Origin of the sequence: Anthropogastromicrobium aceti (genome assembly GCF_020687335.1) — a bacterium.
Classification (GTDB): Bacteria; Bacillota; Clostridia; order Lachnospirales; family Lachnospiraceae; genus Anthropogastromicrobium; species Anthropogastromicrobium aceti.
The window spans coordinates 58,442-85,191 of record NZ_JAJEQN010000007.1; the positions used below are offsets into that span (position 1 = coordinate 58,442).

The 26,750-nt window shown below is 41.5% G+C and carries 24 protein-coding genes; 20 read left to right on the forward strand and 4 right to left on the reverse strand.

Translation table 11 applies throughout. The annotated features are described in order from the left end of the window. Positions 1-17 precede the first annotated feature (17 nt). From LKD48_RS04005 to LKD48_RS04025, 5 genes are all read left to right on the forward strand, one after another. Positions 18-1,742: a phospho-sugar mutase gene (locus LKD48_RS04005; RefSeq protein ID WP_308731266.1), complete on the forward strand. Its 1,725-nt coding sequence runs from the start codon at positions 18-20 to the stop codon at positions 1,740-1,742. An 82-nt stretch (positions 1,743-1,824) separates the two neighbouring features. Continuing rightward, on the forward strand, positions 1,825-2,886 hold the full coding sequence (locus LKD48_RS04010; RefSeq protein WP_308731267.1) for an SGNH/GDSL hydrolase family protein: 1,062 nt from the start codon (positions 1,825-1,827) through the stop codon (positions 2,884-2,886). An 81-nt stretch (positions 2,887-2,967) separates the two neighbouring features. Next, a complete protein-coding gene (locus LKD48_RS04015) occupies positions 2,968-4,329 on the forward strand; it encodes a GH1 family beta-glucosidase (protein WP_308731268.1) in 1,362 nt (453 codons plus the stop codon). Positions 4,330-4,433: 104 nt separating this feature from the next. Continuing rightward, positions 4,434-4,700, forward strand: a complete 267-nt coding sequence (locus LKD48_RS04020; protein WP_118614198.1) for a hypothetical protein — start codon at positions 4,434-4,436, stop codon at positions 4,698-4,700. 39 nt (positions 4,701-4,739) lie between these two features. Continuing rightward, the gene (locus LKD48_RS04025; RefSeq protein WP_308731269.1) at positions 4,740-5,408 is read left to right on the forward strand and encodes a phosphatase PAP2 family protein; all 669 of its coding nucleotides are present in this window, start codon (positions 4,740-4,742) and stop codon (positions 5,406-5,408) included. Between the two features lie 51 nt (positions 5,409-5,459). Here the strand turns inward: LKD48_RS04025 and LKD48_RS04030 are convergent, their stop codons facing one another. Then, positions 5,460-6,563: a hypothetical protein gene (locus tag LKD48_RS04030; protein WP_308731270.1), complete on the reverse strand. Its 1,104-nt coding sequence runs from the start codon at positions 6,561-6,563 to the stop codon at positions 5,460-5,462. Between the two features lie 207 nt (positions 6,564-6,770). Here LKD48_RS04030 and LKD48_RS04035 point away from each other — a divergent pair, with 207 nt between their 5' ends. The 3 genes from LKD48_RS04035 (at position 6,771) to LKD48_RS04045 (ending at position 8,608) form a co-directional block, all read left to right on the forward strand. Beyond that, positions 6,771-6,968, forward strand: a complete 198-nt coding sequence (locus LKD48_RS04035) for a cold-shock protein (protein WP_066559845.1) — start codon at positions 6,771-6,773, stop codon at positions 6,966-6,968. Between the two features lie 191 nt (positions 6,969-7,159). Beyond that, complete coding sequence (locus LKD48_RS04040; protein WP_066559849.1) at positions 7,160-7,681, forward strand: peptidylprolyl isomerase; 522 nt, start codon at positions 7,160-7,162, stop codon at positions 7,679-7,681. Positions 7,682-7,735: 54 nt separating this feature from the next. Then, entirely contained in the window at positions 7,736-8,608 is an 873-nt protein-coding gene (locus tag LKD48_RS04045) for a GNAT family N-acetyltransferase (RefSeq protein WP_118614204.1), read from the forward strand. Here the strand turns inward: LKD48_RS04045 and LKD48_RS04050 are convergent. Both LKD48_RS04050 and malQ read right to left on the reverse strand, forming a co-directional pair. Next, the gene (locus tag LKD48_RS04050) at positions 8,513-9,250 is read right to left on the reverse strand and encodes a lysophospholipid acyltransferase family protein (protein ID WP_118614206.1); all 738 of its coding nucleotides are present in this window, start codon (positions 9,248-9,250) and stop codon (positions 8,513-8,515) included. The two genes, LKD48_RS04045 and LKD48_RS04050, sit on opposite strands and share 96 nt — an antisense overlap. Before the next feature lie 17 nt (positions 9,251-9,267). Next, positions 9,268-10,860, reverse strand: a complete 1,593-nt coding sequence (gene malQ / locus LKD48_RS04055; RefSeq protein WP_308731271.1) for a 4-alpha-glucanotransferase — start codon at positions 10,858-10,860, stop codon at positions 9,268-9,270. 234 nt (positions 10,861-11,094) lie between these two features. Here malQ and LKD48_RS04060 point away from each other — a divergent pair, with 234 nt between their 5' ends. From LKD48_RS04060 to LKD48_RS04105, 10 genes are all read left to right on the forward strand, one after another. Beyond that, on the forward strand, positions 11,095-12,666 hold the full coding sequence (locus LKD48_RS04060) for a 4Fe-4S dicluster domain-containing protein (protein ID WP_308731272.1): 1,572 nt from the start codon (positions 11,095-11,097) through the stop codon (positions 12,664-12,666). 54 nt (positions 12,667-12,720) lie between these two features. After that, positions 12,721-13,365 (forward strand): DUF5052 family protein, encoded by a 645-nt coding sequence (locus tag LKD48_RS04065; protein WP_308731273.1) that lies wholly within the window; start codon positions 12,721-12,723, stop codon positions 13,363-13,365. Further along, entirely contained in the window at positions 13,365-15,398 is a 2,034-nt protein-coding gene (locus LKD48_RS04070) for a hypothetical protein (RefSeq protein WP_308731274.1), read from the forward strand. Before LKD48_RS04065 ends, LKD48_RS04070 begins: the two co-directional genes overlap by 1 nt. A 130-nt stretch (positions 15,399-15,528) precedes the next feature. Continuing rightward, complete coding sequence (locus tag LKD48_RS04075) at positions 15,529-15,852, forward strand: hypothetical protein (protein ID WP_308731275.1); 324 nt, start codon at positions 15,529-15,531, stop codon at positions 15,850-15,852. Positions 15,853-16,071: 219 nt separating this feature from the next. Continuing rightward, on the forward strand, positions 16,072-16,212 hold the full coding sequence (locus tag LKD48_RS04080; RefSeq protein ID WP_308731276.1) for a hypothetical protein: 141 nt from the start codon (positions 16,072-16,074) through the stop codon (positions 16,210-16,212). Positions 16,213-16,423: 211 nt separating this feature from the next. Beyond that, complete coding sequence (locus LKD48_RS04085) at positions 16,424-17,320, forward strand: hypothetical protein (protein WP_308731277.1); 897 nt, start codon at positions 16,424-16,426, stop codon at positions 17,318-17,320. A gap of 218 nt (positions 17,321-17,538) precedes the next feature. After that, entirely contained in the window at positions 17,539-18,426 is an 888-nt protein-coding gene (locus tag LKD48_RS04090; protein ID WP_308731278.1) for a hypothetical protein, read from the forward strand. Positions 18,427-18,622: 196 nt separating this feature from the next. Further along, entirely contained in the window at positions 18,623-19,192 is a 570-nt protein-coding gene (locus tag LKD48_RS04095) for a hypothetical protein (protein ID WP_308731279.1), read from the forward strand. Between the two features lie 28 nt (positions 19,193-19,220). Further along, positions 19,221-19,796: a hypothetical protein gene (locus tag LKD48_RS04100; protein ID WP_308731280.1), complete on the forward strand. Its 576-nt coding sequence runs from the start codon at positions 19,221-19,223 to the stop codon at positions 19,794-19,796. 4 nt (positions 19,797-19,800) lie between these two features. Further along, complete coding sequence (locus tag LKD48_RS04105) at positions 19,801-20,658, forward strand: Imm44 family immunity protein (RefSeq protein WP_308731281.1); 858 nt, start codon at positions 19,801-19,803, stop codon at positions 20,656-20,658. 100 nt (positions 20,659-20,758) lie between these two features. Here LKD48_RS04105 and deoD read toward each other — a convergent pair whose 3' ends face one another. Beyond that, positions 20,759-21,475: a purine-nucleoside phosphorylase gene (gene deoD / locus LKD48_RS04110; protein ID WP_066559867.1), complete on the reverse strand. Its 717-nt coding sequence runs from the start codon at positions 21,473-21,475 to the stop codon at positions 20,759-20,761. 107 nt (positions 21,476-21,582) lie between these two features. Between deoD and LKD48_RS04115 the strand changes: the two genes are divergently transcribed. Both LKD48_RS04115 and LKD48_RS04120 read left to right on the forward strand, forming a co-directional pair. Then, positions 21,583-21,840, forward strand: coding sequence for a hypothetical protein (locus tag LKD48_RS04115; RefSeq protein ID WP_227100040.1), 258 nt, complete (start codon positions 21,583-21,585; stop codon positions 21,838-21,840). Between the two features lie 123 nt (positions 21,841-21,963). Continuing rightward, complete coding sequence (locus LKD48_RS04120) at positions 21,964-26,745, forward strand: hypothetical protein (RefSeq protein ID WP_308731282.1); 4,782 nt, start codon at positions 21,964-21,966, stop codon at positions 26,743-26,745. Positions 26,746-26,750: the final 5 nt, after the last annotated feature.

The window sequence follows — 26,750 nt, forward strand, 5'->3', positions numbered from 1 at the left end:
GAAAGGACAAGAAAAACATGGACGAGAATGTTAAGAAAAATTATGAGTACTGGTGTACATCCCCAATCTTTGATGATGCCACAAAGTCAGAGTTAAAGTCACTTGAGGGCAATGAGGATGAGATCTTTGATCGTTTTTATAGAGAGCTGGAGTTTGGTACAGGTGGTCTGCGCGGTGTAATCGGTGCAGGTACAAATCGTATGAACTTCTACACTGTAGGAAAGGCTACACAGGGTCTTGCAAACTTTATCAACAAGCAGGGTGCTGCAGCAAAGGGCGTTGCAATTGCATTTGATTCTCGCCGTATGTCTCCTGAGTTTGCGGATACCGCTGCATGCGTATTAGCTGCAAATGGAATTAAGGCATATATTTTTGATAGTCTGCGTCCAACACCAGAGCTGTCCTTTGCACTTCGTACACTTGGATGCACAGCAGGTATCGTTGTAACAGCCAGCCACAATCCACCGGAATATAATGGATACAAGGTATACTGGGAGGATGGCGCACAGATCACAGCTCCTAAGGATGCACAGATCATTGGCGAAGTAAATGCAATTAAGGATTATGCAGAGATCAAGAAGATGACTACAGAGGAAGCAAAGGCTGCAGGACTCTATGAGGTAATCGGAAAAGAGATTGATGACAAGTACATGGAAGCATTAAAGAAGCTTGTTCTTCATCCAGAGGCAATCAAACAGATGGCATCTTCCTTAAAGATCGTTTATACTCCACTTCATGGAACTGGAAATGTGCCGGTACGCCGCGTATTAAAGGAGCTTGGCTTTGAGCAGGTAACTGTTGTTCCAGAGCAGGAGCTTCCAGATGGCAATTTCCCAACAGTATCCTATCCAAACCCAGAAGATAAGAAGGCATTTGCTTTGGCACTTGATTTGGCAAAGAAGATTGACGCTGACCTTGTTCTGGCAACTGACCCAGATGCAGACCGCCTCGGTGTCTATGCAAAGGATACTAAGACCGGCGAATACAAGGTATTTACCGGAAATATGTCTGGTATGTTAATCTGTGAGTATGAGATGTCTCAGAAGAAGGCACTTGGCATTCTGCCAGAAAACGGTGCACTTGTTACCACAATCGTATCTTCCAACATGGCTCAGGCTGTTGCAAAGGAATACGGAATGAAGTTTATCGAGTGCCTGACCGGATTTAAGTATATCGGTGAGCAGATCAAGTTCTTTGAGCAGAGCGGAAGCAACGAGTATGTATTTGGTTTCGAGGAGAGCTATGGTTGCCTTGTTGGAACACATGCAAGAGATAAGGATGCTGTTGTTGCAGTTATGGCACTTTGCGAGGCTGCTGCTTACTACAAGACTCAGGGCATCACACTTTGGGATCAGATGTTAAACATCTACAACAAGTATGGTTACTACAAGGAAGATCTGTTCACCATGACCTTCAAGGGTGCAGATGGCGCAAAGAAGATGCAGGATATGATGGACGCATACCGCAAGAACACACCAAAGCAGGTTGGTGCATATAAGGTACTGCGCCTGCGTGATTACAAGAACGATGTCATCACCGATCTTGCAACTGGCGAGACTGTACCTACAGGATTGCCAAAGTCAAATGTACTTTACTTCGAGCTTGAGAATGATGCATGGTTCTGTGTTCGTCCGTCTGGAACAGAGCCAAAGATTAAGTTCTATGCAGGTATTAAGGGCACTAGCCTTGAGGATTCTGCAAAGAAGCTTGATGAGCTGATGGAAGCAATTAAAAATGCATAATTAAACCGTGTAAAAAAACAAGATTGCTGCAGACTGGCTTTAGGCTGCTAGTCTGCAGTGTGTGATGTGAGGAAAATAAAATATGAAGATACTGCCTAATAACAGCAGTCTCATATATAGTGGAAGGATCGACGTGAGCGATCCTTTTGCTATAGTATGGACATATCCGGGAACATTTGTAAAAATAAAATTCAAGGGTACACAGTTATCTATTCATGTGCGCAATAAGCATAATTACTGGAATAACTATCTTGGCGTTGTCGAAGGTGATTCACAGACAAAACTTCTGCTTCCAGAGGAAGGTGATGCAATGATAGAAATTCCTTTGCAAACAACACAAGACAACATTCATGAGGTGACGATCTTTAAGCGTCAGGATGCCTGCCATGAGCTGATGATTCTTGGCTTTGAAATTAATTGTAACACTGATGATGAATGTGAGCTTCTTGAGGCATCGCCATTGCCGCCGCGGCGCATAGAAGTGTATGGCGATTCTGTTTCAGCAGGAGAAGTATCAGAGGCAATTGACTATGTCGCAAAAGCAGATCCGGAACATAACGGAGAGTATTCAAACAGCTGGTATTCCTATGCATGGATTGCAGCACGAAAACTTGATGCACAGCTGCATGACATCGCTCAGGGCGGTGTAGCTCTTCTTGATAATACAGGCTGGTATCATGAGCCAGACTATATTGGTATGGAACAAGTTTGGAATAAGATGCGCTATAATCCTGACTACGGCACTGTGAAAGAGTGGGATTTTTCAAAGTATACGCCAGATATTGTTATAGTAGCCATTGGTCAGAATGATTCACATCCAGATGACTATATGAAAACTGATTATGAAGGTGAGAAGGCTAAGAACTGGAGAACGCATTATAGACAGTTTTTGGCAAAGTTAAGAGAAACCTATCCAGATGCATGGATTGTCTGCTGTACAACACTGTTGCAGCATGATATCGGATGGGATATGTCCATCAGTCAGGCAGTTCAGGATCTTGGCGACAAAAAGGTTTCTCATTGTGTCTTCCAGAGAAATGGAAAGGCAACACCGGGACATCTTCGTATTCCAGAGGCAGAGGAGATGGCAAAAGAGCTGTGCCAACATATTCGAGCTCTTGGAATTGAAGGATACGAAGCTTAAAACGAAATTGATGTCGACGAATTGCTTGGTCGTCTAAGAACCTAGCAATTCGAAAAAAACAAAGAAGGGAAGTGTGATCATATGGAGTTTCCAAAGAACTTTTTGTGGGGAACAGCGGCAAGTGCTTATCAGATTGAGGGACGCGATACAAATGATGGTAAGGGCGACCATATCTGGAATATCTATGAGCGCGAGCCTGGTCATATCTACGAAAATCAGACAGGTGATATCGCCTGTGACCATATTCATCGCTTTAAGGAGGATGTCGCAATCATGAAAAAGATGGGCCTAAAAGCCTATCGTTTTTCAATGGATTGGTCACGTCTTTTGCCGGAGGGAACCGGACGGGTCAATGAGACAGGTGTCAAATTTTACAGCGACTTAATTGACGAGCTTCTTGCAAATGGTGTTGAGCCGTTCATCACGATGTATCACTGGGAGCTTCCATATGAACTCTACAAAAAGGGCGGTTGGTTAAACCGCGATATTGCAGAGTGGTTTGGCGAGTATGCAAAGCTGATTGCTGAACGTTTCAGCGACCGTGTCAAATATTTCTTTACACTAAACGAGCCTCAGTGCTTTGTAGGACTTGGATATCTTCGCGGTGAGCATGCACCGGGCGTAAAGGCTCCGCTTCGCGATACCTTCGAGATGGCACACAATGCCCTTCGCGCCCATGGACGCGCTGTTCAAATGCTTCGCGCTTATGCAAAGCAGCCAATTGAGGTGGGATTTGCACCAACCTGCGGCATGTGTTATCCAGAGACTGAAAAGCCAGAGGATATAGAGGCGGCCAGACAGATGATGTTTTCGATGTCACTTCAGCCGTCAGATAACTGGACTTGGAATGTCGCTTGGTGGTCCGATCCGGTGCTTCTTGGACACTATCCAGAGGAGGGGCTTCGACTTTATGAGCCGTATCTTCCAAAGATTACAGATGCTGATATGAAGCTTATTTCTGAGCCGCTTGACATTTACGGACAGAATATATATAATGGCAGGTGTTTTCGTATGGGACCTGATGGAAAGCCACAGGAGGTAACACGCCCGCTTGGCGCACCAAAGACAGCAGTAGGATGGCCAGTAACACCAGAGTGCATCTACTGGGGATTAAAATACTTAGACGAGCGCTATCATATGCCAATGTATTTGACTGAGAACGGCATGGCATGTCATGACTGCATCTCACTTGATGGCAAGGTACACGATCCAAATCGAATCGATTTTCTGGCACGCTATCTAAAGCAGGTAAAGCGAGCTGCATCTGAGATAGATTTAAGAGGCTATTTTGAGTGGACACTTCTGGACAATTTCGAGTGGAACAAAGGCTATGCAGAGCGTTTTGGACTGGTCTATGTGGATTTTGAGACGCAAAAGCGTATATGGAAGGATTCTGCATACTGGTATGCAGATGTCGTGAAGGAGAATGGAGCAAACCTCTGATTCGATTTTCCATACGAAGTTACGGTTTGCGAGATGATTTTTTGAGTTAAAAAAAATACAGTCGTGAACGAAACTAAGAAAAATAAAAGATAAGAGGTGCCATTATGTATTATGTACCAGACGGCACGACAAAGTGCGGTTTTTATGAGTGCAAGAGCTGTAAGAGTCGTTTCTTGTCGCTGCAGACAATGAAAAAAATCCCATGCCCATATTGTGAGCAGGATGCAGATATGGAGATTGGACCAGATGAGTCAATGGAAGAATTGACAGACACGGCAGAGCTTCAGGAAATCGTTGAGGGCGAAAATGTGGAGAAAATGGATCGACTGCTCAGCCTTGCAATTACAGGCGGGGACTACGAGTGGCTGTAATCAAAAGAGACATTAAATGGATGTCAGAGAGGTGTCTGAATGAAAAAACTGTATGAACGCGCCTATATATTTTTTCAAAAATATCCATTGATGATATCAATTGGATATATGTGTATTTATTTTCCGATTTTCTCTTTGCTAGAGCAATTTTGCGAGCCGAGGTATGTGATTCACTGTGCGTTAGATGATATGATTCCATTTAATGAATGGTTTGTCATCCCGTATGTTGTATGGTTTTTGTTTGTGCCGGGAATGGTGCTGTTTTTTCTTAGAAAAAGTAAGGAAGATTATATTAAATGCTGTAAAGTTATTTACGGCGGAATGTCAATCTGCCTTCTGATTTATTATCTATTTCCAAATGGTCTTTCTCTTCGACAGCCGCTTGAAGATAAGAATATTTGCTGCATGATTGTTAACCAATTAAGAAGCGCTGATACGCCGGCAAATGTTTGTCCTAGTATCCATGTTTCTAGCACAATCGGCATTTTGTTCGTCCTTTTCAATTCAGAAAAGCTAAAGAAGTATCGAAAGCTTAAAGCAACTATGCTAGTACTAGGAACCTTTATTTGTATTTCCACTGTTGTGATAGATCAGCATTCTGTAGTAGATGCTGTGTGCGGTATGATGCTAAGTGCTGTTTTGTTTTATTTAGTGCAGCTGTCAGAGGTGCCATATCAAGTTACTGTATTTGAAGAAGTTAAGCGATAATAAAAAATGCTGTGTACGTTTTTATGTACACAGCATTTTTTGATAGATTAATTAATCCTTTGGCATAACAATTTTAGGCATCTTGTGCGGTGGCTGATTCTTTGGACCACCATTTTTTCTGGTTGGATCTGGCTTGCCAAGGAATTTTTCAAGATCATCTGGCATATAGGTTTTTAATTCTGTCCATGCAGCAGCAAGGGAGAGTGCAGCAATAACAATGTAGATAATCTCGCAGACAGCAACGCTTTTGATGACTCCGGTTGCACGTACTGCAAAGAAGATTCCGAAAATTAGCTGAACGCAGACAGCCTTGAACATACTTGTCTTTGCCTTGCGATTTAGGAAAATGCCAATTAAAACAGCAACGCCAAGGAAGGTGAGCAGCTGGAATACAAGATCAGTTCCTAAAAACAGAAATTCCAGTGATGGTGTCTGGATAAATTCAGCCATAGAATTAAGTCCATTTTGAATCTCAGAAGGCTCCATACCCTCAGTCAGCATAGAGGAAACACTAGAAATAAGCTGTCCCTGATTGATTGAGATGGCAGCGGAAAGATAGCTCATCACATAGGAAAGACCCTGTGTCACGATTGGAAGAAGTCCGACACCTAAGCCAAGAAGTACAGAGCTTGCAAATGCATTCTTCTTGTTCTCTGGTAAGTTTGCTTCCTCAGGATTCATATTTTTTCGCAGTGAGTGACGCATAGAGAAGCGTGAGCACACAAATATTGCCAAGAAGCTAAATACGATCAGAAGTGTGACATGCAAGATGTCGGAAGCAACTGTGTTTGCTGACAAAAATTCCTTGACTGGCGCAATCTGTGCAGCTAAAAGCTCGATGACAGTAGGAATGATACCAACACCAACCATGTAGGCAAGAAGACCAAAGGTCAATGCATACACGTCAAAGCGGAAACGGTTTTTCATACGGATGATCAGATACACTGGAACAGCAATCATAACAGCAAGTGCGATCACCATAAGAATGATTGACAGAACTGGCACGCGCATGGTATAGTCGAAGGCAAAATCCTCTGGCACCATGGATGTGACAGCTCCACCCTCAGCAGCAGTTTCAGCAACCGTTTCGGCTATGCTTTCAGCTGCAGATTCAGCGGCAGTAGAGGCCGCTGTGATGATAGATAAGAAACTCATAATTCCTCCTTAATTGCTTCAATATTCAGTACAGAAGCGTATAAAATTAACTATATCAAAGATAAAAAATAGTGTCAATACAAGCTGTTTATACTTCATTATTTTTTTAGGATTTCATTGACAATGTTTGGTCAATGTGTTATGCTAACCGTGTTGGCGCGATAGCAGAAGCTGCAACGCTGCAATTTATTTTTTGGAGGTATCACCATGAAGGGTACAGTTAAGTGGTTCAATAATCAGAAGGGTTATGGTTTTATTTCTGATGAGTCTGGTAAGGATGTATTCGTACACTACTCCGGACTGAACATGGAAGGCTTCAAGTCTCTGGACGAGGGCGCTTCTGTAGAGTTCGATGTAATCGACGGAGCTAAGGGACCGCAGGCTGTTAACGTTACAAAGCTGTAATTGAAACAAGCCGCCGCGATTAATTTCAATTATACCATGTACCTATTCTTTTTTAATAAATGAAATATCGTATTAGGTAGTGAGATTAAAAGCAAAAGACATAACAGTTCGCTGTTATGTCTTTTTCAGCTTAAACACAAAAATCTGCGCGTTTTGTTCGCGCAGGCAGACAGAAAGGTTTGGTTATTAAAATGGCACAGAATCCAGTAGTTACTATTGAGATGGAAAATGGCAGTGTGATCAAGGCAGAGCTGTATCCACAGGTTGCCCCGAACACAGTAAACAACTTTATCAGCCTGGTAAAGAAGGGATTTTATGATGGCGTAATCTTCCACCGCGTAATCAGCGGTTTTATGCTGCAGGGAGGAGATCCGGACGGCACAGGTATGGGTGGCCCAGGCTACAGCATTAAGGGTGAGTTTACACAGAATGGTTTTCAGAATGATTTAAAGCATGAGCCGGGTGTACTTTCCATGGCAAGAACTATGATGCCAAATAGTGCAGGCAGCCAGTTCTTTATTATGCATGAGGCAGCGCCGCATTTAGACGGTGCATACGCCGCATTTGGTAAGGTAACAGAGGGTATGGATGTAGTTAATGCAATCGCAGCAGTACCGACAAACTACAACGACAGACCGCTTGAGACACAGCGCATGAAGAAAGTGACTGTTGAGACTTTTGGTGAGGAATATCCAGAGCCAGAGAAGTGCTGATTTTAAGGAAGTTAAAAGTTCTATGCGCGTGACTTTTGACCCTGGTATCATAATATGAAAAAAACAAAAATGACAGAAAAAGGCGAAGTGGTTCTCACCGATTCGCCAGAAGAGGCCCGCACTCTTCAAAAAAGCATTCCTGTCATCGGCATATGTAGTCCCGGATCAGATAAGGATTGGTCCGGGATTTCTTTTTTAGCTGATGATTGGGAAGATGTAGATGATGAATATGCAGAGCTTGCATACTGCAGATATTATCATCTGCCAAGGGTATTGGTTTGTGGAGAGTGGTCAGTGGCAAGTGAACAAAAGTTAGTGATTGGTGGCCAGAATTTTGAAGAACAAACACATACTTGGTTAATTCGAGAGGCAGACAAAAAAGATGTGAAAGCATTTGAAACACTCTATAATGACGATGAAGTAAAGCGCTTCCTACCTTATCCACTAGAAAAACAGGCGCAAACTTGTAAAGACTGGGAAGACTGGATTGAAAGCCTGCACCAGTATGTTTATCCATCGGAAGAGCCGTCTATGTGGGTATTAGCAGATGAAAATGATGATATGATAGGGCGGATAGGGCTCGAATACAAAGAAGAAAATAAGGAAAATGGCACACCAGACGGATATTATCTAGGTTATGCGATATTGCCAAAATGGAGAAAAAAAGGACTGGCCGCGAAAGCAGCCAGTCGATTATTAAAATATTGTTTTGAATATTGGCAGCTAAAAGAAGTCTATCTTCTTTGCAGCAGCGAAAACATGGCATCTGTAAAAACAGCACTTGCGTGCGGATTTACAAAAATGTCATCTATTGAAGTGCCGATACAAAACTCAGTCTTCCTTCAAGATATCGTCGAGCATTGCCTGAATGATTGTGCGTGTGTAAGCACCAGCCTGCTTTTTTTGTTCGCGAGGAAGGCTCTTTAAGTCAATCGGCTCACCAAAGCGAATTGTGATCGCGGCACGGCGGATAAATGGAAAGTGATTTTCCAAAACATCTGCTGAGTGCGCGATTGCAACAGGAACAACAGGACATCCGGCCTTGTCAGCCATCTTTAAGCTGCCTTCCTTAAATTCAAGCATACTGCCTTCTTCACCACGGTTTCTAGTGCCTTCTGGGAAGATCCATATAGAATGACCGTTTTTAAGCTCATCGACACCAGCGAGGATTGTTTTTAAACCCTCTTTTACGTTGCTTCTGTCTAAGAACAGGCAATGAATATAGCGCATCCAAAGACGAAGAAGCGGAACCTTTGCCATTTCTTTTTTAGCCACATATCCGGTAATACCTGGAAGCAGGCGATAGGATGTGATGATATCAAAGTAGCTTCTATGGTTGCCTACATACAGCACAGCGCGATCCTTTGGAATGTTTTCAAGACCCTCTGCCTTGACCTTGGTGCCGCTTACAAAGAGAAGCACACCAAAGATCCACTGAATCATGCGTCTTGAAATCCGATCCTTAAGATCGGGATTTTTTTTGCCAATTAACCATAAGATGAATGCAGGTATGCATCCAATTACCAGATAGAGAATGGCAATAAGCAAAACTAGTATAAGTCTTATCATGGAAACCTCAATTCGATTTATTCCTCTGGAGCAAGTCCAGGTGCAGTCTCACCAGGCTTAATGGAGCCTTCTGGTCCTTCCTCCTCCTCGATTGGCTCAAGCGGCTCGCATCTGCCAAACAGCTCAGTCATCTTGCGAAGGTTTGCTGCTAACTCAGGAGTCAAGTGATCCTTGCGGAAGCGGAATGCCCAGTTGCCGCCGGCAACAGATGGCGTGTTCATACGACAGTCACTGCCAAAACCAAGAAGATCCTGAACAGGATAAATAGCGTAGCGTGCGATAGAACCCATAGCCGCACGAATCATATCATAATGAATGATATTTCCGTCAGTATTTAAGTAGCGGCGAACACGATCCTGCAAAGCTGGCTTAAGAGTCTGATACCAGCCCATGGTGGTGTCATTGTCATGTGTTCCTGTGTAGCAAATGCAGTTCTCAGTGGTGAAACGATGCGGAAGAATGTCATTGTCTTTTGGATCACCAAATGCAAACTGTAATACCTTCATGCCAGGCAGGTTAAAGTCATCTCTTAACTTCTCAACGCGAGGAGTGATGATGCCAAGATCTTCAGCCCAGATCGGAAGATCCTTGCCAAATACTTCCTGCATACGAAGGAACAGATCCTCATTTGGTCCCTTCTTCCATTTTCCGTGCATAGCAGTTTCTTCACCATATGGAATTGCATAGTACTGCTCAAATCCGCGGAAATGATCGACACGGATGTAGTCAACCATATTTAACTGACCCTTGATACGACGCATCCACCAGTCATAATGTGTCTTTTTGTGGTAATCCCAGTCATACAGCGGATTGCCCCAAAGCTGTCCTGTAGCAGAGAAATAATCCGGCGGAACTCCGGCAACAACGGTCGGATAGCCATCCTTTTCAAGCTGGAACAGTTCACGGTTTGCCCACACATCTGCACTGTCAAGTGCAACAAAGATCGGAATATCGCCGACGATCTTGATGCCATTTACATGTGCATAATCGCGAATTGCGTTCCACTGACGGAAGAAGATGAACTGAATGTACTTGTAGTATTCGATGGAATCAGCCAGACGCTCACGCCATGTAGCTTTAATCTCCTCATCAGGGTCACGCAGATCATCTTCCCACTCCAGCCAGCATGCACCGCCGTGTGCGTCCTTACCTGCCATGAAAAGTGCATAATCGTCCAGCCAATCCTTTTCGTGCTCACAGAACACATCAAATTCCTTAAGCATACACAGATCAGCTGATTCCTTAAAGATCTCATAGGAACGATGCAGGATGCGCAGCTTTGCTGGAATAACGTCGCCATAGTAGATGTGATCTGGATTAAAGTGCGGATAATCGCGTAAATCATCACCATAAAGAAGACCGTCCTTGATCAATTCATCAGGGCTGATTAAAAGCGGCTGTCCTGCAAATGCTGAGAATGCCTGATAAGGAGAATCTCCATATCCTGTGTGGCCTAACGGCAAAATCTGCCAGAGGCTTTGTCCGGCACCAGTCAGGAAATTGATAAAGTCATAAGCACCCTTTCCGAAATCACCGATTCCGTATGGAGAAGGGAAGCTTGTTGGGTGGGCGAGTACGCCTGAGTAACGCTTAGATAATGTTTTTGCCATAAAGGTACCCCAAACCTTTCTCTTAGAATGTGTTATAGTTTTGCAGCAGTTAAAGAGGTCATGAACTTTCAGACTACTGCGTTTACATAAATACAAGTATAACACTAAAAGACAATATTTACAAGATCACATGATTTGTGTATAGTCAATTTTTTCTTGAATTTGGAACGTGTATCGGGTATACTGAGAACGTAGCAGATAAGTAAGGAAAGAAGCAAAAAGAAGGAGAATGAAATGAGCGTCAGAGGAATTCACACCGATGTAACAGATATGCGTGAAAAAATATTCACCGAAGTAGCAAGACTTGCTTACGAAGGCGGAGATTATTCCCGTCTGGAGGAGCTTCCATATAAAATTGTGCCGGGAGAGCTGGCTAGCTTTCGAGAAAGTGTATTTACAGAGAGAGCCATTGTCGGAGAACGTCTTCGACTTGCGATTGGACTGCCAAACCGTACACTCGCTGAGCATGCACCAGTGGCTGATGGTGTAAATGAAAGTGCAATCACAGAGCGTTACTATGAGCCACCGCTGATCAACATCATCAAGTTTGCCTGTCATAAGTGTCTTGATAATAAGACAGTTGTGACGAACATGTGTCAGGGATGTACTGCACATCCGTGTGAAGAGGTATGCCCGAAGGGAGCCATTGTTGTAAAGCAGGGTGGAAAATCAAAGATTGACCCGGAAAAATGTATCAATTGTGGACGTTGTCGTGATGCATGCCCATATGGTGCGATTGTTAAGATGGAGCGCCCGTGCGCAAAGGCATGTGGTATGCACGCAATTCATAGTGATGAGTATGGCAGAGCAGATATTAATTACGACAAGTGTGTATCTTGTGGTATGTGTCTTGTAAACTGCCCATTCGGTGCAATTGCTGATAAAGGTCAGATATTCCAGACAATCTTAGCCATGAAGGCGGGAACGAGAGTATATGCAGCTGTAGCTCCGGCATTTATCGGTCAGTTTGGACCAAAGCTTACACCAGAGCGCTTCCGTGAGGCGATGAAAGAGTTAGGCTTTGCAGATGTGGTAGAGGTTGCGGCAGGAGCCGATCTTTGTACGATTCAGGAAGCAAAGGATTTCCTTGAAGAAGTGCCTGAGAAGATTCCATTTATGGGAACATCATGCTGTCCGTCATGGTCTGTTATGGCAAAGACTGAATTTCCGCAGTATGCTAACTGCATTTCCATGGCTCTGACACCAATGGTATTTACAGGCCGTATGATTAAAAAGGCAGATCCTGGATGTAAGGTAGCTTTTATCGGACCATGTGCAGCTAAAAAACTTGAGGCAAGCCGCAGAAGTGTGCGAAGCGATGTTGATTTTGTACTGACCTTTGAGGAAGTTATGGGTATGTTTGAGGCGAAGGGTATTTCCTTTGACGATATAAAGGCAGGAGAGCCGCTTCATCATGCAAGTGGAGACGGAAGAAACTTTGCTGTTGCGGGTGGTGTTGCAAATGCAGTTGTGAATGCAATTCACCAGATTGATCCAGATCGCGAGGTCAATGTAGTTTGCGCACAGGGACTAGACGAGTGCCGTAAGATGATGCAGATGGCAAAGGCTGGAAAATATAATGGATACTTGCTTGAAGGTATGGCATGTCCTGGAGGCTGCGTAGGCGGTGCAGGAACGATTCAGCCAATCAAAAAATCAGCAGCAAATGTAGCAATGAATAAGAAAAATGCTCCATTCCCATCTGCAACACAGAGTGAATACAAGCAGATGATCGACTTTTTGGAGGAAAGGCCGGAAAAGACGCCTACAGCAGAGGCAGCAAAGTCAGAAGAGAAATCTGAATAAAAATATTTTGTCTAGCTGCGAATTTGCCTGCATAGCAAAGAAAGTGAGAGGGGTATGGATAAAAGACGAAAGAAAAGGGTATGGTTTTTGACAGTCCTGGCAACAGTGGCTGCTCTGTCACTCTTCGTTTTTAGCGGATGCGCAAAGCTTGCATCCGCGATCAACGATATCAAGGGCAGCCTGATTGGAAATCAGTATACCATTTACACGTATGATAATTTTGGAAATCTAGTACTAGAGACAAGCGGAAAGAAGATCGACATTGCCGGAAATCCAGTCAAAAATACTAGCTACGATGAAAACGGCAAGGTTATTACCGGATATGAATTATCATCTGTTATCACAATCACTATTGATGGCAATGAGATTGAGTCATGTGGCGATACCTGCATCTTTGTGCAAAAAGGACTGACTCCAGATGTTGATTTTACAACTGAGACAATTCAAAGTTCAGGCTCTGTTTTAGATATTACATCCTTGTCTGCAAAGCTGAATCAGTACAAGAACAAGTTTGGAAAAGCGCGTGTCGTAGTAATTAAATCGCAGCTTGGAAATCCAATCATGGCATTTTCAGGGGACAGTGTTTACTGGGAGATTCCGGAGGATTTGCCAAAGATGACGAAGCTTATGATCGATGGAAAGGCACTTTATATTCACAGGGCAAACTTCCAGATTATTGATAAGGAATTGATTGAGTAATGGAAAATCGACAATCAAAAAAGAATGTTTTAAAGCTTAGTGTTCTGGCTTATATTCCGATAGGAATTTTGATGCTTTTAATGTCAGTTCTTGGAGCTGTATTTCAGAGCAAAACGTGGAATATAGAAATTTTTTGCACAATAAAAATTTGTGAGATAGTGGCACTTGTGCTTCCACCTGTTTTGTTGGTGATTGGACTTTATCAGAAGAAATGCTATCAAAAAAAGTGGGATCAAGGTACATTTTCAAAAGAACGGCAATTTCTTATCGAACAGAGAAGTAAGGCACAGGATGTGACAGAGCAGCAATTGAAAGTGTTGCCTAAAATTCGAAAGAGTGCAGATAATCGTGCAAGGCTTTTAATTGCTTGCTCGGTAATAGGAGCAATTTTTGCTGGGATTCTTGGAAATGCGGTTGTCTATATCATTGTCGCCATTTATATGGAAATGGGACTTTCTAGACTTTGTTTTCGAAAAGAGAGTGATCCGTTTATACTAGGTGACAATGATCTTTCGAAAGAAAAGTATCCGTACTTGTACCAGATGGCCGAGCGTGCGAGAGATGCACTTCATTGTAGTGGAGACATCATAATTACGGTCACAGGTGAGTGCAACATCGGAATCAAAAAGGTTGCTGGCTATTACAATATTGAACTGGGAGTGATGTTAGCTGGAATTGAAAGCGAGGACGAGCTTTTTGCAATGTTCCTTCACGAATTTGCTCATATGAAAGAGGAAGAGCAGGATGGTTCTGGAATCGAATACGAATACCGAAATTGGCTTTTGTATGGTATGGTGGAGAGTAATCTCCAAGCAATAACAGAGTGGATGTTTCTTTATCAGGATACTCGCTATCAGTGCGAATTTGAACTGTATGAGTATGCTAGTTCGCTGATTAAGGAATTGAAAGCCGACCAGTCGATGGCAAGTGTGCGTCAGGCAGCAGCCTCAGGACTTTTAAAGCTTTTCTATTTTGATGTATTTTCATGGGAAGAACAAGGAAATAATTTTGCTCCGCTCTACGCACCGAAACAACCATCTAGCCATTTTGTAACTGAGCAGATTGATTATTGGCAACAACAGCTGTCTAAGCGCGAGGTAGATTGGCGCAACTTGATGGAGCATGAGCTACCGGCACAGTCAGATTCTCATCCGACAACTAAGATGCGTCTGGATGCACTTTGGATCACTTCCTATCAGCTTGTGAAAGATGCGAGTTGTGATGCATATCGCAAAGAACAGAAAGCTGTTTGTGGGTTGATGGATAAGCTGATTTATTGCGAGTTAAGTGAGGAGTATGAAGAAAATCGCAAAGAGCAATATTTAGAGCCGTATAGGCAAATTCAGGAATGGAAAGATGAGGGGCAGCCAATCTTACAACATGAATATGCAAGAATCTTGGATGCACTCCTTCAGGTAGGAGAGGTTGAAGCGGCTCTTTTATTTTGTGATCGAGTGATACGAGAACTGCCTCCTGAAATTTCTGCCTATGCTTATTTTACAAAAGGACGAATTTTAATCAGACGGTATGATGAGCGTGCAATTGAGTTGATTTATCATGCAATCGAAAATAATTCAAATTTAATTCAAAGTGGATTGGATGAGATCGGGTATTTTTGTTGTCTGATAGGAAACCGTGCAGAGCTAGAGCGCTATCGCAAAACAGCAGACGAGTTGATGCAGAAGAACGAAGATGAATATCGCCAATTGGGTATCTTAACACCGTCAGATCAACTTGAACGCGAAGAACTTCCAGATGGAAAGCTAGACATCATTCTTTCTTATATCCAATCGGTTGATGAGAACCAAATTCTACATATTTGGCTCGTTCGAAAGGTTCTTCCGACTGGTATGGCTTCCAGTGTATTTATTGTGCAGTTTAAAAAAGAATGTCCACCGGATCAACAGGAAGAAATTTACCAAAAACTATTCTGCTATTTGGATACACTGGATGATCGGTGCTATTCTCTGATACTTTACGATAAGTTGATGTGTAAAAATTTCAAAAAAGTGAAGGAAAGCTGCGTTTATTAAAAAATAAAAGCAAAAATCCCCAGTGTTGCTGCACTGGGGATTTTCTATATTAAGATTGAAGAGCCATGGGTGTCACCGTGGTTTCGTGATAAGATAAGGAGGATAGTTATATGGCAGGAGCGGAGATGGCATGTATGGCCAGTTTTGTATGATTCACAAAGAGACCGACAAAGAAGGAGAAATTCGCTATCTGGCAGGCAGAGGAGAGTGGAAGAAAACTTGCCGCAAGGTCCATTGCACTCCTTTGTACACCAAGAAAAATCAGGTAGATACGCCAGTCATCGGTGCATGGGGCATGAAAGATGGCTCGCTCGTGATTAAGGTGTATGAGATTGAAATGCTAGAGGAAGATACGCTGACACTGACACCAGAGGAAGATGGCGTACAGGTAAAGCTAGTAAATACAACCATTTCAAGTCAGCCAAACGAGTATATTTCGACAGAAATTCAGTAATTTATTTTTGGTATTTCCAGATTTGGAAAAATAGATTTAAAAGGAAAAAATCAAGGAAAAACAAGCAATAACAGCTAGTAACACGGCATTTTTTAGGGGAATGCCGTGTTTTTTTATCCCCCATTTTTGTTTGGAAATGGCGGTTACGCAAAGAGGATAAATATGATATGCTGAATATAAAGGATAACGGAATTTTCAAAAGTGAAAGGAGGAGACAGGATGGTAGTAGAATACGATTATAAAAATCCGTTTAGACAGTGTCGTATCAGTAAGGCAGATATTGTAACGAATTTTTATCTATTCAATGGAAGGTGCGGAATAAGTATTTCGATGATTTTAGTTAAGGAGGGAGAACTATGAGGATAAAGAAAAAGATATTCGCTATGCTGATGATGCTATGCATGGTGCTCCAAATGCTTCCGAATACTGTGCTTGCGGAAACCATGGAGATCATTATTGTGATACTTGCAAAGTAAGAGTTAGTTGCAGTGGTGGAAACGCAACTTGTAAGGACAAAGCAATCTGTGAGATTTGTGAAAAGCCATATGGAGAAAAAGATCCAACCAACCATGTGGGAGGCAAAGAGATTCGAGATTCGAAAGCAGCAACCTGTACCGAGGATGGTTACACAGGTGATACCTACTGTAAGGGCTGTAACACAAAGCTGTCAAGTGGAGAACCAATCGCAGCATCAGGACATAAGGATGACAACAAAGACCATAGTTGTGATGTATGTGGAGCAGAGGTAGGAAAACATATTGATGTCGACCATGACCATAAATGTGACTATGGCTGTGCAGTAGCAATCGGAGACCACAAAGCAGGAGAAGGAAAGCATACCTGTGATTACTGTGGTGCAGTGATGAGCAAGTGCAGTGGAGGAACCGCAACTTGTAAGGACAAAGCAATCTGTGAGATCTGTGGAAAGCCATACGGAGAAAAAGATCCAACCAATCATGTAGGAGACACCGAGGTTCGCGATGCGAAAGCGGCAACTTGTACTGAGAATGGATATGAAGGAGATATTTACTGCAAGGACTGTGGTGTAAAGCTGTCTAGTGGAGAACCAATCGTTGCATTCGGTCATACTTATAAAGATGAAGTGACAAAAGAAGCGACCACAGAAAGCGCAGGAATTAGAACCTACACCTGTGAGAAATGTGGAGATTCTTATACGGAAGAGATTGCAAAGCTTCCAGCTAAGCCAGAGCCAACAAAGCCGAGTAAGCCAGAGAACCGAGTTGAGCCAACAAAGCCAAGTAAGCCGGAAAATCGAGAGGAACCGTCAAAACCGACTGAACCGCAAAAGCAAATAGAGCCACCGAAAACAGTCAATCAAATCTCTCTCATTGAGATTTTGATCGCAATGTTTGTGAATGGAATAGCAGTTCCGTCCATGCAACTTATAACAAGCATTTGGCAACTGATTTTACAATTCATAAAAATGCTTTTAACAGCAGCTTTCTAAGGTAATACAAAATTGGGGGAGAAATCATGCAGAATGACTTCTCCCTGATTTTTTTTTGAACTTCTCCTTGCAAAACATAAGTTCTGATGCTATAATTATTTTGAAAGGAAACCTATTTATAACGTGCAAAAGAGAAAATGATCGAGGTATCTGTCAGAAAATACACCAGATAAAATCCACAATTTTGGAAATACATAAAATAAATTGGAGGACTTTTGATGGTACAACCAAACAAAAAGCAATCAAATGCGAAACTACAGTGGCATCCTGCTTTCTGTGCAGCGGCAGAGCTTGAATTGCGTTTAAACAAAGCAGATCTTGAGTTTAAGCGAGAATATAATTTAAGCAAGAAGCCATTACAGATGGATCTTTTGATCATTGAGAAGCGAAAAAATGTGCAAATTCAAAATGAAATTGGCCGTATTTTTCGTAGACACAATGTAATTGAGTACAAGTCTCCAGATGATGGTATGACGATTGATGACTTTTTCAAAACGCTTGGTTATGCATATTTGTATAAGGGATTAGGCGAAAAGGTAGAGCAGATTCCGCTAGAGGAGCTAGCGATTTCTCTATTTCGAGCGACAGTACCGAAGCAATTATTCAATAAGCTTGCTGGTTATGGATATCTAATTGAAAAACATGTATCTGGTATCTATTATGTACAAGGACTTGCCATTCCAGCGCAAATTATTGTAACGAGTGAATTAGAGTCACAAAACCATGAAAGCTTAAAGGTATTATCCAAAAGTGCAGAAAAAGAGGATATCCAAAAGTTTACAGAGATGGCAAAGAATTTCAAAGAGCCAGGCGATAAAGAAAAGGCGGATGCTGTGTTACAGGTAAGTGTGGCAGCAAATAAGGAAAAGTATGATGAGGTTAGGAGGTCGACAGGCATGTGTGAAGCATTACGAGAGCTTATGAAGGACGAAATTGAAGAAGAATTAAAGAAAAATCGAGAAAAAAGCTTGGAGGAGGGTGAAACTCAAGCTAAAAAAGAGATGGCTTATGAGCTTTATCATGAGGAAGGCTTTACGATTGAACGAATTGCAAAGTTGGTAAAGATGGATCAAAAAATTGTAGAAGAGTGGCTATTACAAAAATAACGTGCATCCCATCGTCTTGAATTCCTCAATCTTTTTTTCGAGAAGATGGAAAGGCACTCTATATCCATAGGGCAAACTTTAAGGTGATTGATAAGGAATTAATCAAGTAATAAGTATATAGCAACGATTTAAAGGTGCGCCGAGGAAAGTAATCGGCGCACCTTTTTTCTATTAAATTAGAAGGTGGTGATTCGAAATGGGAAATTCAAAAGAAACGATATGTGGAGAATTGCTATATGAATTCATGGTTCATGAAAAAGGTTTTAAAATATCAGGAAGATGGAATAATCATGAACAGAAAAAATTGCTTAATGATTTTGCCGTGATGAGACAACTGATACAACTAATTGAGTTAGAAATAGATGTTTCTTTTGGAGAAATAAAAGAGATTGTCTTATATTTGAAAAATGCAGATGTTTATGTAGGAAATGTACTACAGAGAAAAGACTCTGACATGATGAAATTTTGTGGCAAAGCAAATGTAAAAACTGATTCTAAAATGCTTGAATTAATTGAAAAAGGTGAAAGAATCATTCAGGAGAGCCAGAAAACAAAAGGGTTAAAAAGACTGATTTCTGAAAAAAAGAGAAAAGAACAAATGTGGCTTATTCTGATGGGACTTCATAATTTACCAAGAATTTATTTGGATAGAGAAGGAGAAATTGATGATTTGAAAAAGTGGTTAATTTCTCAGGAGGAAGCATTTGCGTATAGCAGTTCATATTTGACAGCATTAAAAGAATCTCAGATAAAAAAGAATCTTTGATATTGAAAAAATAAGAGGGTAAAATTTGATGAAAAAGATAATCGTTAACGACTGTGCGCAGTATTTTACTGCTCTAAAAGAAATAAAGAAAGGCATTAAGGCACAGATATTGGATTATGATGAAGATGAGGAAATAGATGGAGATTTTGCAGCAGAGGAAATTACAAAGCTGTCAGATGGAGTTCCAGTCGAGCTATGGACAGCAAATATGATAGATTATGATTATAAGAAAAAATATATAGGTCATATGTGGCAAAATATAAGAAAAAAGTATATGCTCGCTGTAACCGAAGAGATAGAAAAGAATTGTGAAGAAAGTGCTTATATGATACAGTTCGGAAAGGCAAGAATAGCACAGAAAAGCATAAAACAAGCAGTTAACTATTTTAAAGGTGCAAGTTTGTCATCTTTTTTATTGATTGGAGAATTTGAGCAAGTGGATAAACTAATGGAGTTATTACCCAAACTTGAAAAAAATTATAAAGAGATTGCGAATATTATTAATCTTGTATGTGATGAAAAAGGAATAAATAAAGTGATATATTTGATTCAGGGAATAGATGGTGCTTCGCTAATATTGTTTTCTTTTGGAGGGGAGAGTTAATATAATGGAAATTTATTTGAGTTCAGAAACTGAAGGACGTGCTGGTAGTTTGTTACTTCCCATACGAAATATGGTAGATTCACTTTTGGATGATATCAGAAAAAATGAGTATGGAAGCGCGTTGACAAGTGTTGGTGTATTCGCAATCATAATGAAGGAAGAAATGTATGATTCTGGTGGCTACTGCGAACGACAATACTACAGTAAGGTGAGGAAGGAAGCAGATATTAGGCTGCGGTTAAATTATAAAAGTTTCTGTAATGCAGAAGCTGAAAAACGCGTGGAACTATATAAGCAGCATGTAAGCAGAGCGTTAGAAATAGCAGCCAACAAAGCGAAAATTGCTGATCCTGAATTTCAAAGGGACAAGTTAGTATATGATGTTAGACAGGCATTTGGTCTAACAGAAAAGGAAGAAAAAGTGAAAAATAAAAGTACAGTTATTTATTTGGCAGGGGAGACAGAGGAAGGGGCTGTGAAATGTTTTCGTGAAGTAATGCAAGTAGTTGATCCGATGTTGGATGAAATAAGAGCCAGGAGCTACGGAAATGCATTGAGAGAGCTTGGCATTTTTGCAGTCATTATGAAAGAAAGTTCTTATGAGGAAAGCTGTTGGAAAGAGAAGCGATATTATAGTGCTACAAAGATGACTGCAGAGGTGAGACTGCGAATAAATTATAGAAATTTTGTTTTTGCAAAGCCAGAAAATCAGATTAATATGTATAAGGAACTGATTACAAGAGCATTTGAGATTGCTGTGGAAAGGATACAAAAAATCGACAAGCAGTTTTGCGGTGAAGAACTGCTTTGTGATGTAAATAAAGCATTGGGAGCAGTGAAAAGAAACTTGTATTGGGTTTGAGGTTGCGAAGTATTGGGCAATTGCTACGAGGAGTATGATATTTAAATGTATAAAAAAGGTGCGCCGAGGAAAGTAATCGGCGCACCTTTTTCATAATGTTTTATAAATTTTCAAGAGCAATCTTCATCATGTTAGTGAAGCAAGTCTGACGTTCTTCGGCAGTAGTGATCTCTGGGCTTATAAAGCTGTCAGAGATTGTTAAAAGGCAGGCAGCTTCTTTGCCTAGTACCGAAGCATTTGCAAACAGTGCAAAGCTTTCCATTTCAACAGCCAGACAGCCACGCTCATCGCGAAGCTTTTCCCAATAGGTTGGCTTTTCATCAGACGGCTGGCGGTAGAAGACGTCACTAGAGTGAATTGCACCCTCAATCATATTAATTCCAAGACGCTTTGCAGCAGCGCGAAGGGAATCATTGAGTGCTTTGGATGGATAGCTCTCATCCTTGTCGTAGCCAGACTGAACCTTTGCATAGGTGGACTCACTGACTGCGGAAGTAGCAAGAACGACATCATAAATCTTTGCGTCAGAGCTGTAGCTTCCAGCGCTTCCGATACGAATGATACGGTCTACATCATATTCCTTAAATAACTCGTAGGAGTAGATACCGATACTTGGCATACCCATTCCGCTGCCCATAACGGTAACTGGTTTTCCATTATAAGTTCCGGTATAAGCAAGCATACCACGTACTTCATTTACAAGAACGGCATCCTGTAAAAAGGTATCAGCGATAAATTTTGCGCGCAGCGGATCGCCAGGCATTAAAACAGTTTTTGCGATCTGACCTTTTTGTGCATTATTATGTGGTGTTGGCATAAAAAAACCTCCTGTCTTTTCTGAAAAAGTGTTATACTAGATTTAGTATAACATAAATTTAATGGTATGCCAATATAAATTTGTGCAGATGAGAAGGGAGAATATTAATGTTTGAACGAAAAAAGGCATTAAAGGAAATCGAAGAAAAATTAAATACAGTTCAAATGTATTTGGAAAATAATTATAAGGATCTTACGCTGCAGTCATATAAGGATGCAAAAGAAGTGGTTGAGCGGTATGAGAAAAGCAGTCTGTTAAAACAAAAAGATAAGGATATGATTCAGAAAAAGATGGCAGAGTTTGATGCCAAGCTTGTGCACTATGGACATACGAATGTATCAGAGTTTTTAAAAGAGCGCTATTAGTTTTCGTAAGGAATTTGTAAAAAATAACGTGTTTTATTAAGGTGACATTGCAGAGAACGGCTGTTATACTGAAAGTAAAGAAAAGGTGAGGGAGAATGACCCTGACCGGACAGGAGGTCCGATATGATGAAGATGAAACGACAAAAAGCAAAATGGAGTGCAGTGTTGACATCAGCCGCTATGCTCATGATTAATATTCCAGTATCGGCAGAGGAACAAAGCCAATATATAAATGGAGTTACTCAGATAAATGGATATACAGAATTTGAGCAGCCGCAGGTGATCGAAAATCAGGATATGGCACAGCTTGGCTACAGCGATATCCGTGCATATAAGATTGAGAATGCAGGAGAACTGGCATGGTTTGTTCAGCATTTTTATGCAGGAGATTTAGAGACACAGAATGTAAGCTTAGCCGATAATATTGACATGAGCGCGTTAGCAGCGTATTCATGGACACCGCTTGGATATTATAATGTCGAGACACAGACAGGAAAAAGCTATGACGGTGTATTTGATGGAAATGGTTACAGTATCAGTAATATCATTCTGAACCAGATAAACGGTGTGGACTTAGTCAGCAAGGTATCAGAAGAACAGGCAGCAGTGCTTGGAACACAGCCTATTGAAAATATTGCGCAAAATGCGCTTGCAGGTGTATTTGGCTATATTGGAAGTGCAGGCCATGTTACAGAGCTTAAACTGGAAAACACATCTATCACGTCAAATGCAGATGCAGGTGTGTTAACAGGACGAAATGAAGGAAGCATTAGTGCCTGCGTCACATCAGGCGCATCAGTGACTTCTTCAAAAAGTGATGCGTTTGTAAGTGAGTTTGCTGCTGATAATGAAAACAGGATTGAATCTGTTTACTCAAGTAATTTCAGCATTACAAATATGTTGGGAGAAGATGCAGTTACGCCGATTCTGTTAAATTATGCACCAGGATATTCAAGCACAACAGGAAATGGAAGCGTATCAGCTGCATTTACAGAGCATAAGGAAAGTGTAGAAAACAGTCTTTTTGTGACAGAAGCGCCTGCAGGTGTAACAGTACTTGACACATCACAGTTTGCAGATGGAGCGGCAGCATGGTCATTAAATTCAGGTTTTACAGATCCAAAGTTTTCACAGCTTATGGGAACGGATCAGATGCCTGTATTGATTAAAAAGACAGACGAGAGTTACTCACGTGTCTATAAGTGGATACTTGATTATGAAGATGATGCAAGAGAGGATTCTGTTGTCTATACAAATGGTATTGTGCCAGACAGCATTTTTAAAGATGGATGTCAGTGGCAGATGGCAGGAGCAGATGGCACGCTGACTGATGTTGTATCAGGTATGGCAATTGAAAATGATGTAACGTTAATTGAAAAGTCAGTCGAATCAACGCCAGAACCAACTCCGGAGCCGACACCAGAACCAACGCCAGAGCCAACGCCTGAACCTACACCGGAACCAACCCCAGAACCAGTTCAGAAGATGGATCCAGTTTATACACCTCCAGTTGGACTGGAAGGATATGTGACAAGACCATTGTCAGAGATTGAGCTTCCGAGTGATTCTAATGGTCATTTTGAGTGGCAGACTGATCCGGCAACGACACTTCCAGCACAAGAGGAAGCACCAGCAGCAGTTCGTTATGTTCCAAATGACACTGAAAACTACAATATAGTAGAAAATATTGTCATTACAATCAAGATCAATAAATTAGATCCGACACCGCAGACGCAGTGTCCGGACAGTATCAGTATTGATGAGGGACAGTCACTTACAACTGTTGAATTGCCTGAAGGATGGAGCTGGCTTGAAGCAAGCATTATCCCGGAAAATGGTGCTTATACGGCAGTTTATACACCAGAAGACACGTCTATCTATAATACAATTACTGCATTAGTAAATGTGACTGTAAATCCGACAAAGCCAGCCGATACAGAACCGCCTGTTATCGAAGGAATTGAAGATGGAAAAACATATTGTGAGGCACAGACAGTAACGGTGACAGATGAAAATGCTGTTACAGTTACAGTAAACGGACAGCCAGTTTCACTTGATGAAAATGGAAGTTTTACGTTAGAGCCAGGAGAAAATCAGTTAAGTGTTTCAGCAGTAGATGAGGCAGGAAACATGACTACTGTAAATGTAATCGTGAATAATGGTCATACATTCTCAGAGGGAAAATGTCTCATCTGTGATGCAAGTGATCCTGATTATGTGCCAGAACCTACAGAAGATACAAATATTCCTGATATCACGCTCACAGCATTAAATGAGGATGGTACTGCGGCAGACGGACAGGGTACAGATGACTGGTATCGCACAAAAAATATTACTCTCACTGCACCAGAAGGCTATAACATTATTGAAAATCTGTATGACAGATCAGGAAGAATGCCAACTCTTGATATTGAATTAGAGGAAGGCGAGAACCATATCGTATATTATCTGATAAAAGAAGATAATACAACAGTCAGTGAGCAGCGTACAAAGATTTTATATCTTGATACAAAAGCCCCACAGATCAATGGTCTTGAAGAAGGAAAGGTTTATTGTGAAGCAGTAACCTTTAGTGTTGTGGAAGAAAACCTTGATCTTGAATCAAGCAGCATTCCAGAGTCAGTAAGTCAAAATTCAGATGGAAGCTTTACTGCATCACCGGCGGCAGGTGTTCAGGAAATTGTATTACGTGATAAGGCAGGAAATGAGACATCAGTTCATATCACAGTAAATGGAACGCATACATTTGAAAATGGTGTTTGTGTTCACTGTGGAGCATCTGATCCTGATTATGTGCCAGAACCTACAGAAGATACAAATATTCCTGATATCACGCTCAAAGCATTAAATGAGGATGGTACTGCGGCAGACGGACAGGGTACAGATGGCTGGTATCGAACCAAATACATTACTCTTACTGCACCAGAAGGCTACAATATTGTTGAAAATCCTTATGCAAGATTACGCAGAATGCCGACTCTTGATATTGAATTAGAGGAAGGTGAAAATGAGATTGAGTATTATCTGATTAAAGAAGATAATACAACAATAAGTGAGCTGCGTACACGTAAATTGTATCTTGATACAAAAGCACCGCAGATCAATGGTCTTGAAGAGGGAAAGGTTTATTGTGAAGCAGTAACCTTTAGTGTTGTTGAAGAAAACCTTGATCTTGCATCAAGCAGTATTCCAGAGTCAGTAAGTCAAAATTCAGATGGAAGCTTTACTGCATCACCGGCAGCAGGTGTTCAGGAAATCGTATTACGCGATAAGGCAGGAAATGAGACATCAGTTCATATCACGGTAAATGGAACTCATACATTTGAAGATGGTGTTTGCGTTCACTGTGGAGCATCTGATCCTAATTATAAGGCACCGGCAGTACAGTCAAATGATGTACCAGATGCAGTGCCGACAACACCAGATGCAGCAGGAAACTGGTACCGCAAAAATACCATTAAACTGACAGCACCTACAGGCTACTATATCAGCCAGACAAGTGATGAGTCATCATTTGGCACAGCAACTAGTCTTGACCTTACATTGAATGAAGGCGAAAACAAGATTACCTATTATCTGCTAAGCACAGACGGCAAGGTTATCAGTACAGAGAAGACATTAACAGCGAATTTCGATCAGACAGCGCCTGTAATTAGCGGCGTAGAAGGCAAAAAGACATATTGTGAGGCTCCGACACTTACAATTAGTGATGCAAATCTTGTACAGGTTACAGTAAATGGAACTCCAGTATCGCTGACTGCAGAAGGAACGCTTACAGTTTCTCCAGCAGAGACAGAACAGACTATTAAGGCAGTTGATGCAGCAGGAAATGAAGCAAGCATTACCATTACGGTGCACAACGGTCACAGCTATGCAAATGGTATCTGTACTGTATGTGAACAATATGATCCGCAGTACACTGTAAATGTAGATGCACAATTCTTAACGCAGGGTCTTGGAAGTAATGGCTGGTATCGTGCAAATGCTACGCTGAAAGCACCAGATGGATTCTATATTGCATTTACGAATGACAGAGGATCATTTGGAACAAACAAACAAATCGTAATCACCGAAGAGGGAAGCTACACAATGAAATATTATCTTATGAATATTTCAAGTGGAGCAATTAGTCAGGAAAAGCAGATAAGCATTAAGCTTGACAAGACACCACCAGTGATTAGCGGAGCTGAATCTAATAAGATATATTGTTTAGATCAAAAGATTACACTTACGGTAAAAGATGAAAATCTATATTCTGTTAAGTTAAATAATCAGGAGATTGCATCAGAAAGCAGCTTAAATACAAATGATACCTTTACCTATGAAATTACAAAGGCAGGCACGTATGTATTTACAGCAGCCGATGCCGCCGGCAATTTGGCAAGTGTAAGATTTACTGTGAATGAGAATCATACATGGAATGATGGTGTTGTACAGAAAGAAGCAACAACAACTGCAGTTGGAGAAAAGCTTTATACTTGTACAGTATGTGGTGCAACAAAGACAGAAGAGATTCCGATGGTAACGACACCAGAGGCAACAACGCAGACACAGGAGACTACAACGCCAGAGGCAACAACGCAGACACCAACGACTACGACACCAGAAGTAACAACGCAGGCACAGACAACCACGACTATAGCACCAAGTACAGCACCAAGCACAGCGCCAAGTACAGCACCAAGTACGGCACCAAGTACAGCACCAAGTACGGCACCGTCATCAGCTGCATCAGAAGCCAGCACAACACTTCCAATGCCAACCACACAGTCTGGTCAAATCAACCAGATTCTTGGTATTGAGGATGCCAGCGGAATAATCGGAATTATTCTGGTTGTGATTGGAATTATTCTTGCGGCAGCAGTAGTGGCAATGATCATTCTTACAAAGCGCAGCAAAAAGTAAATAAA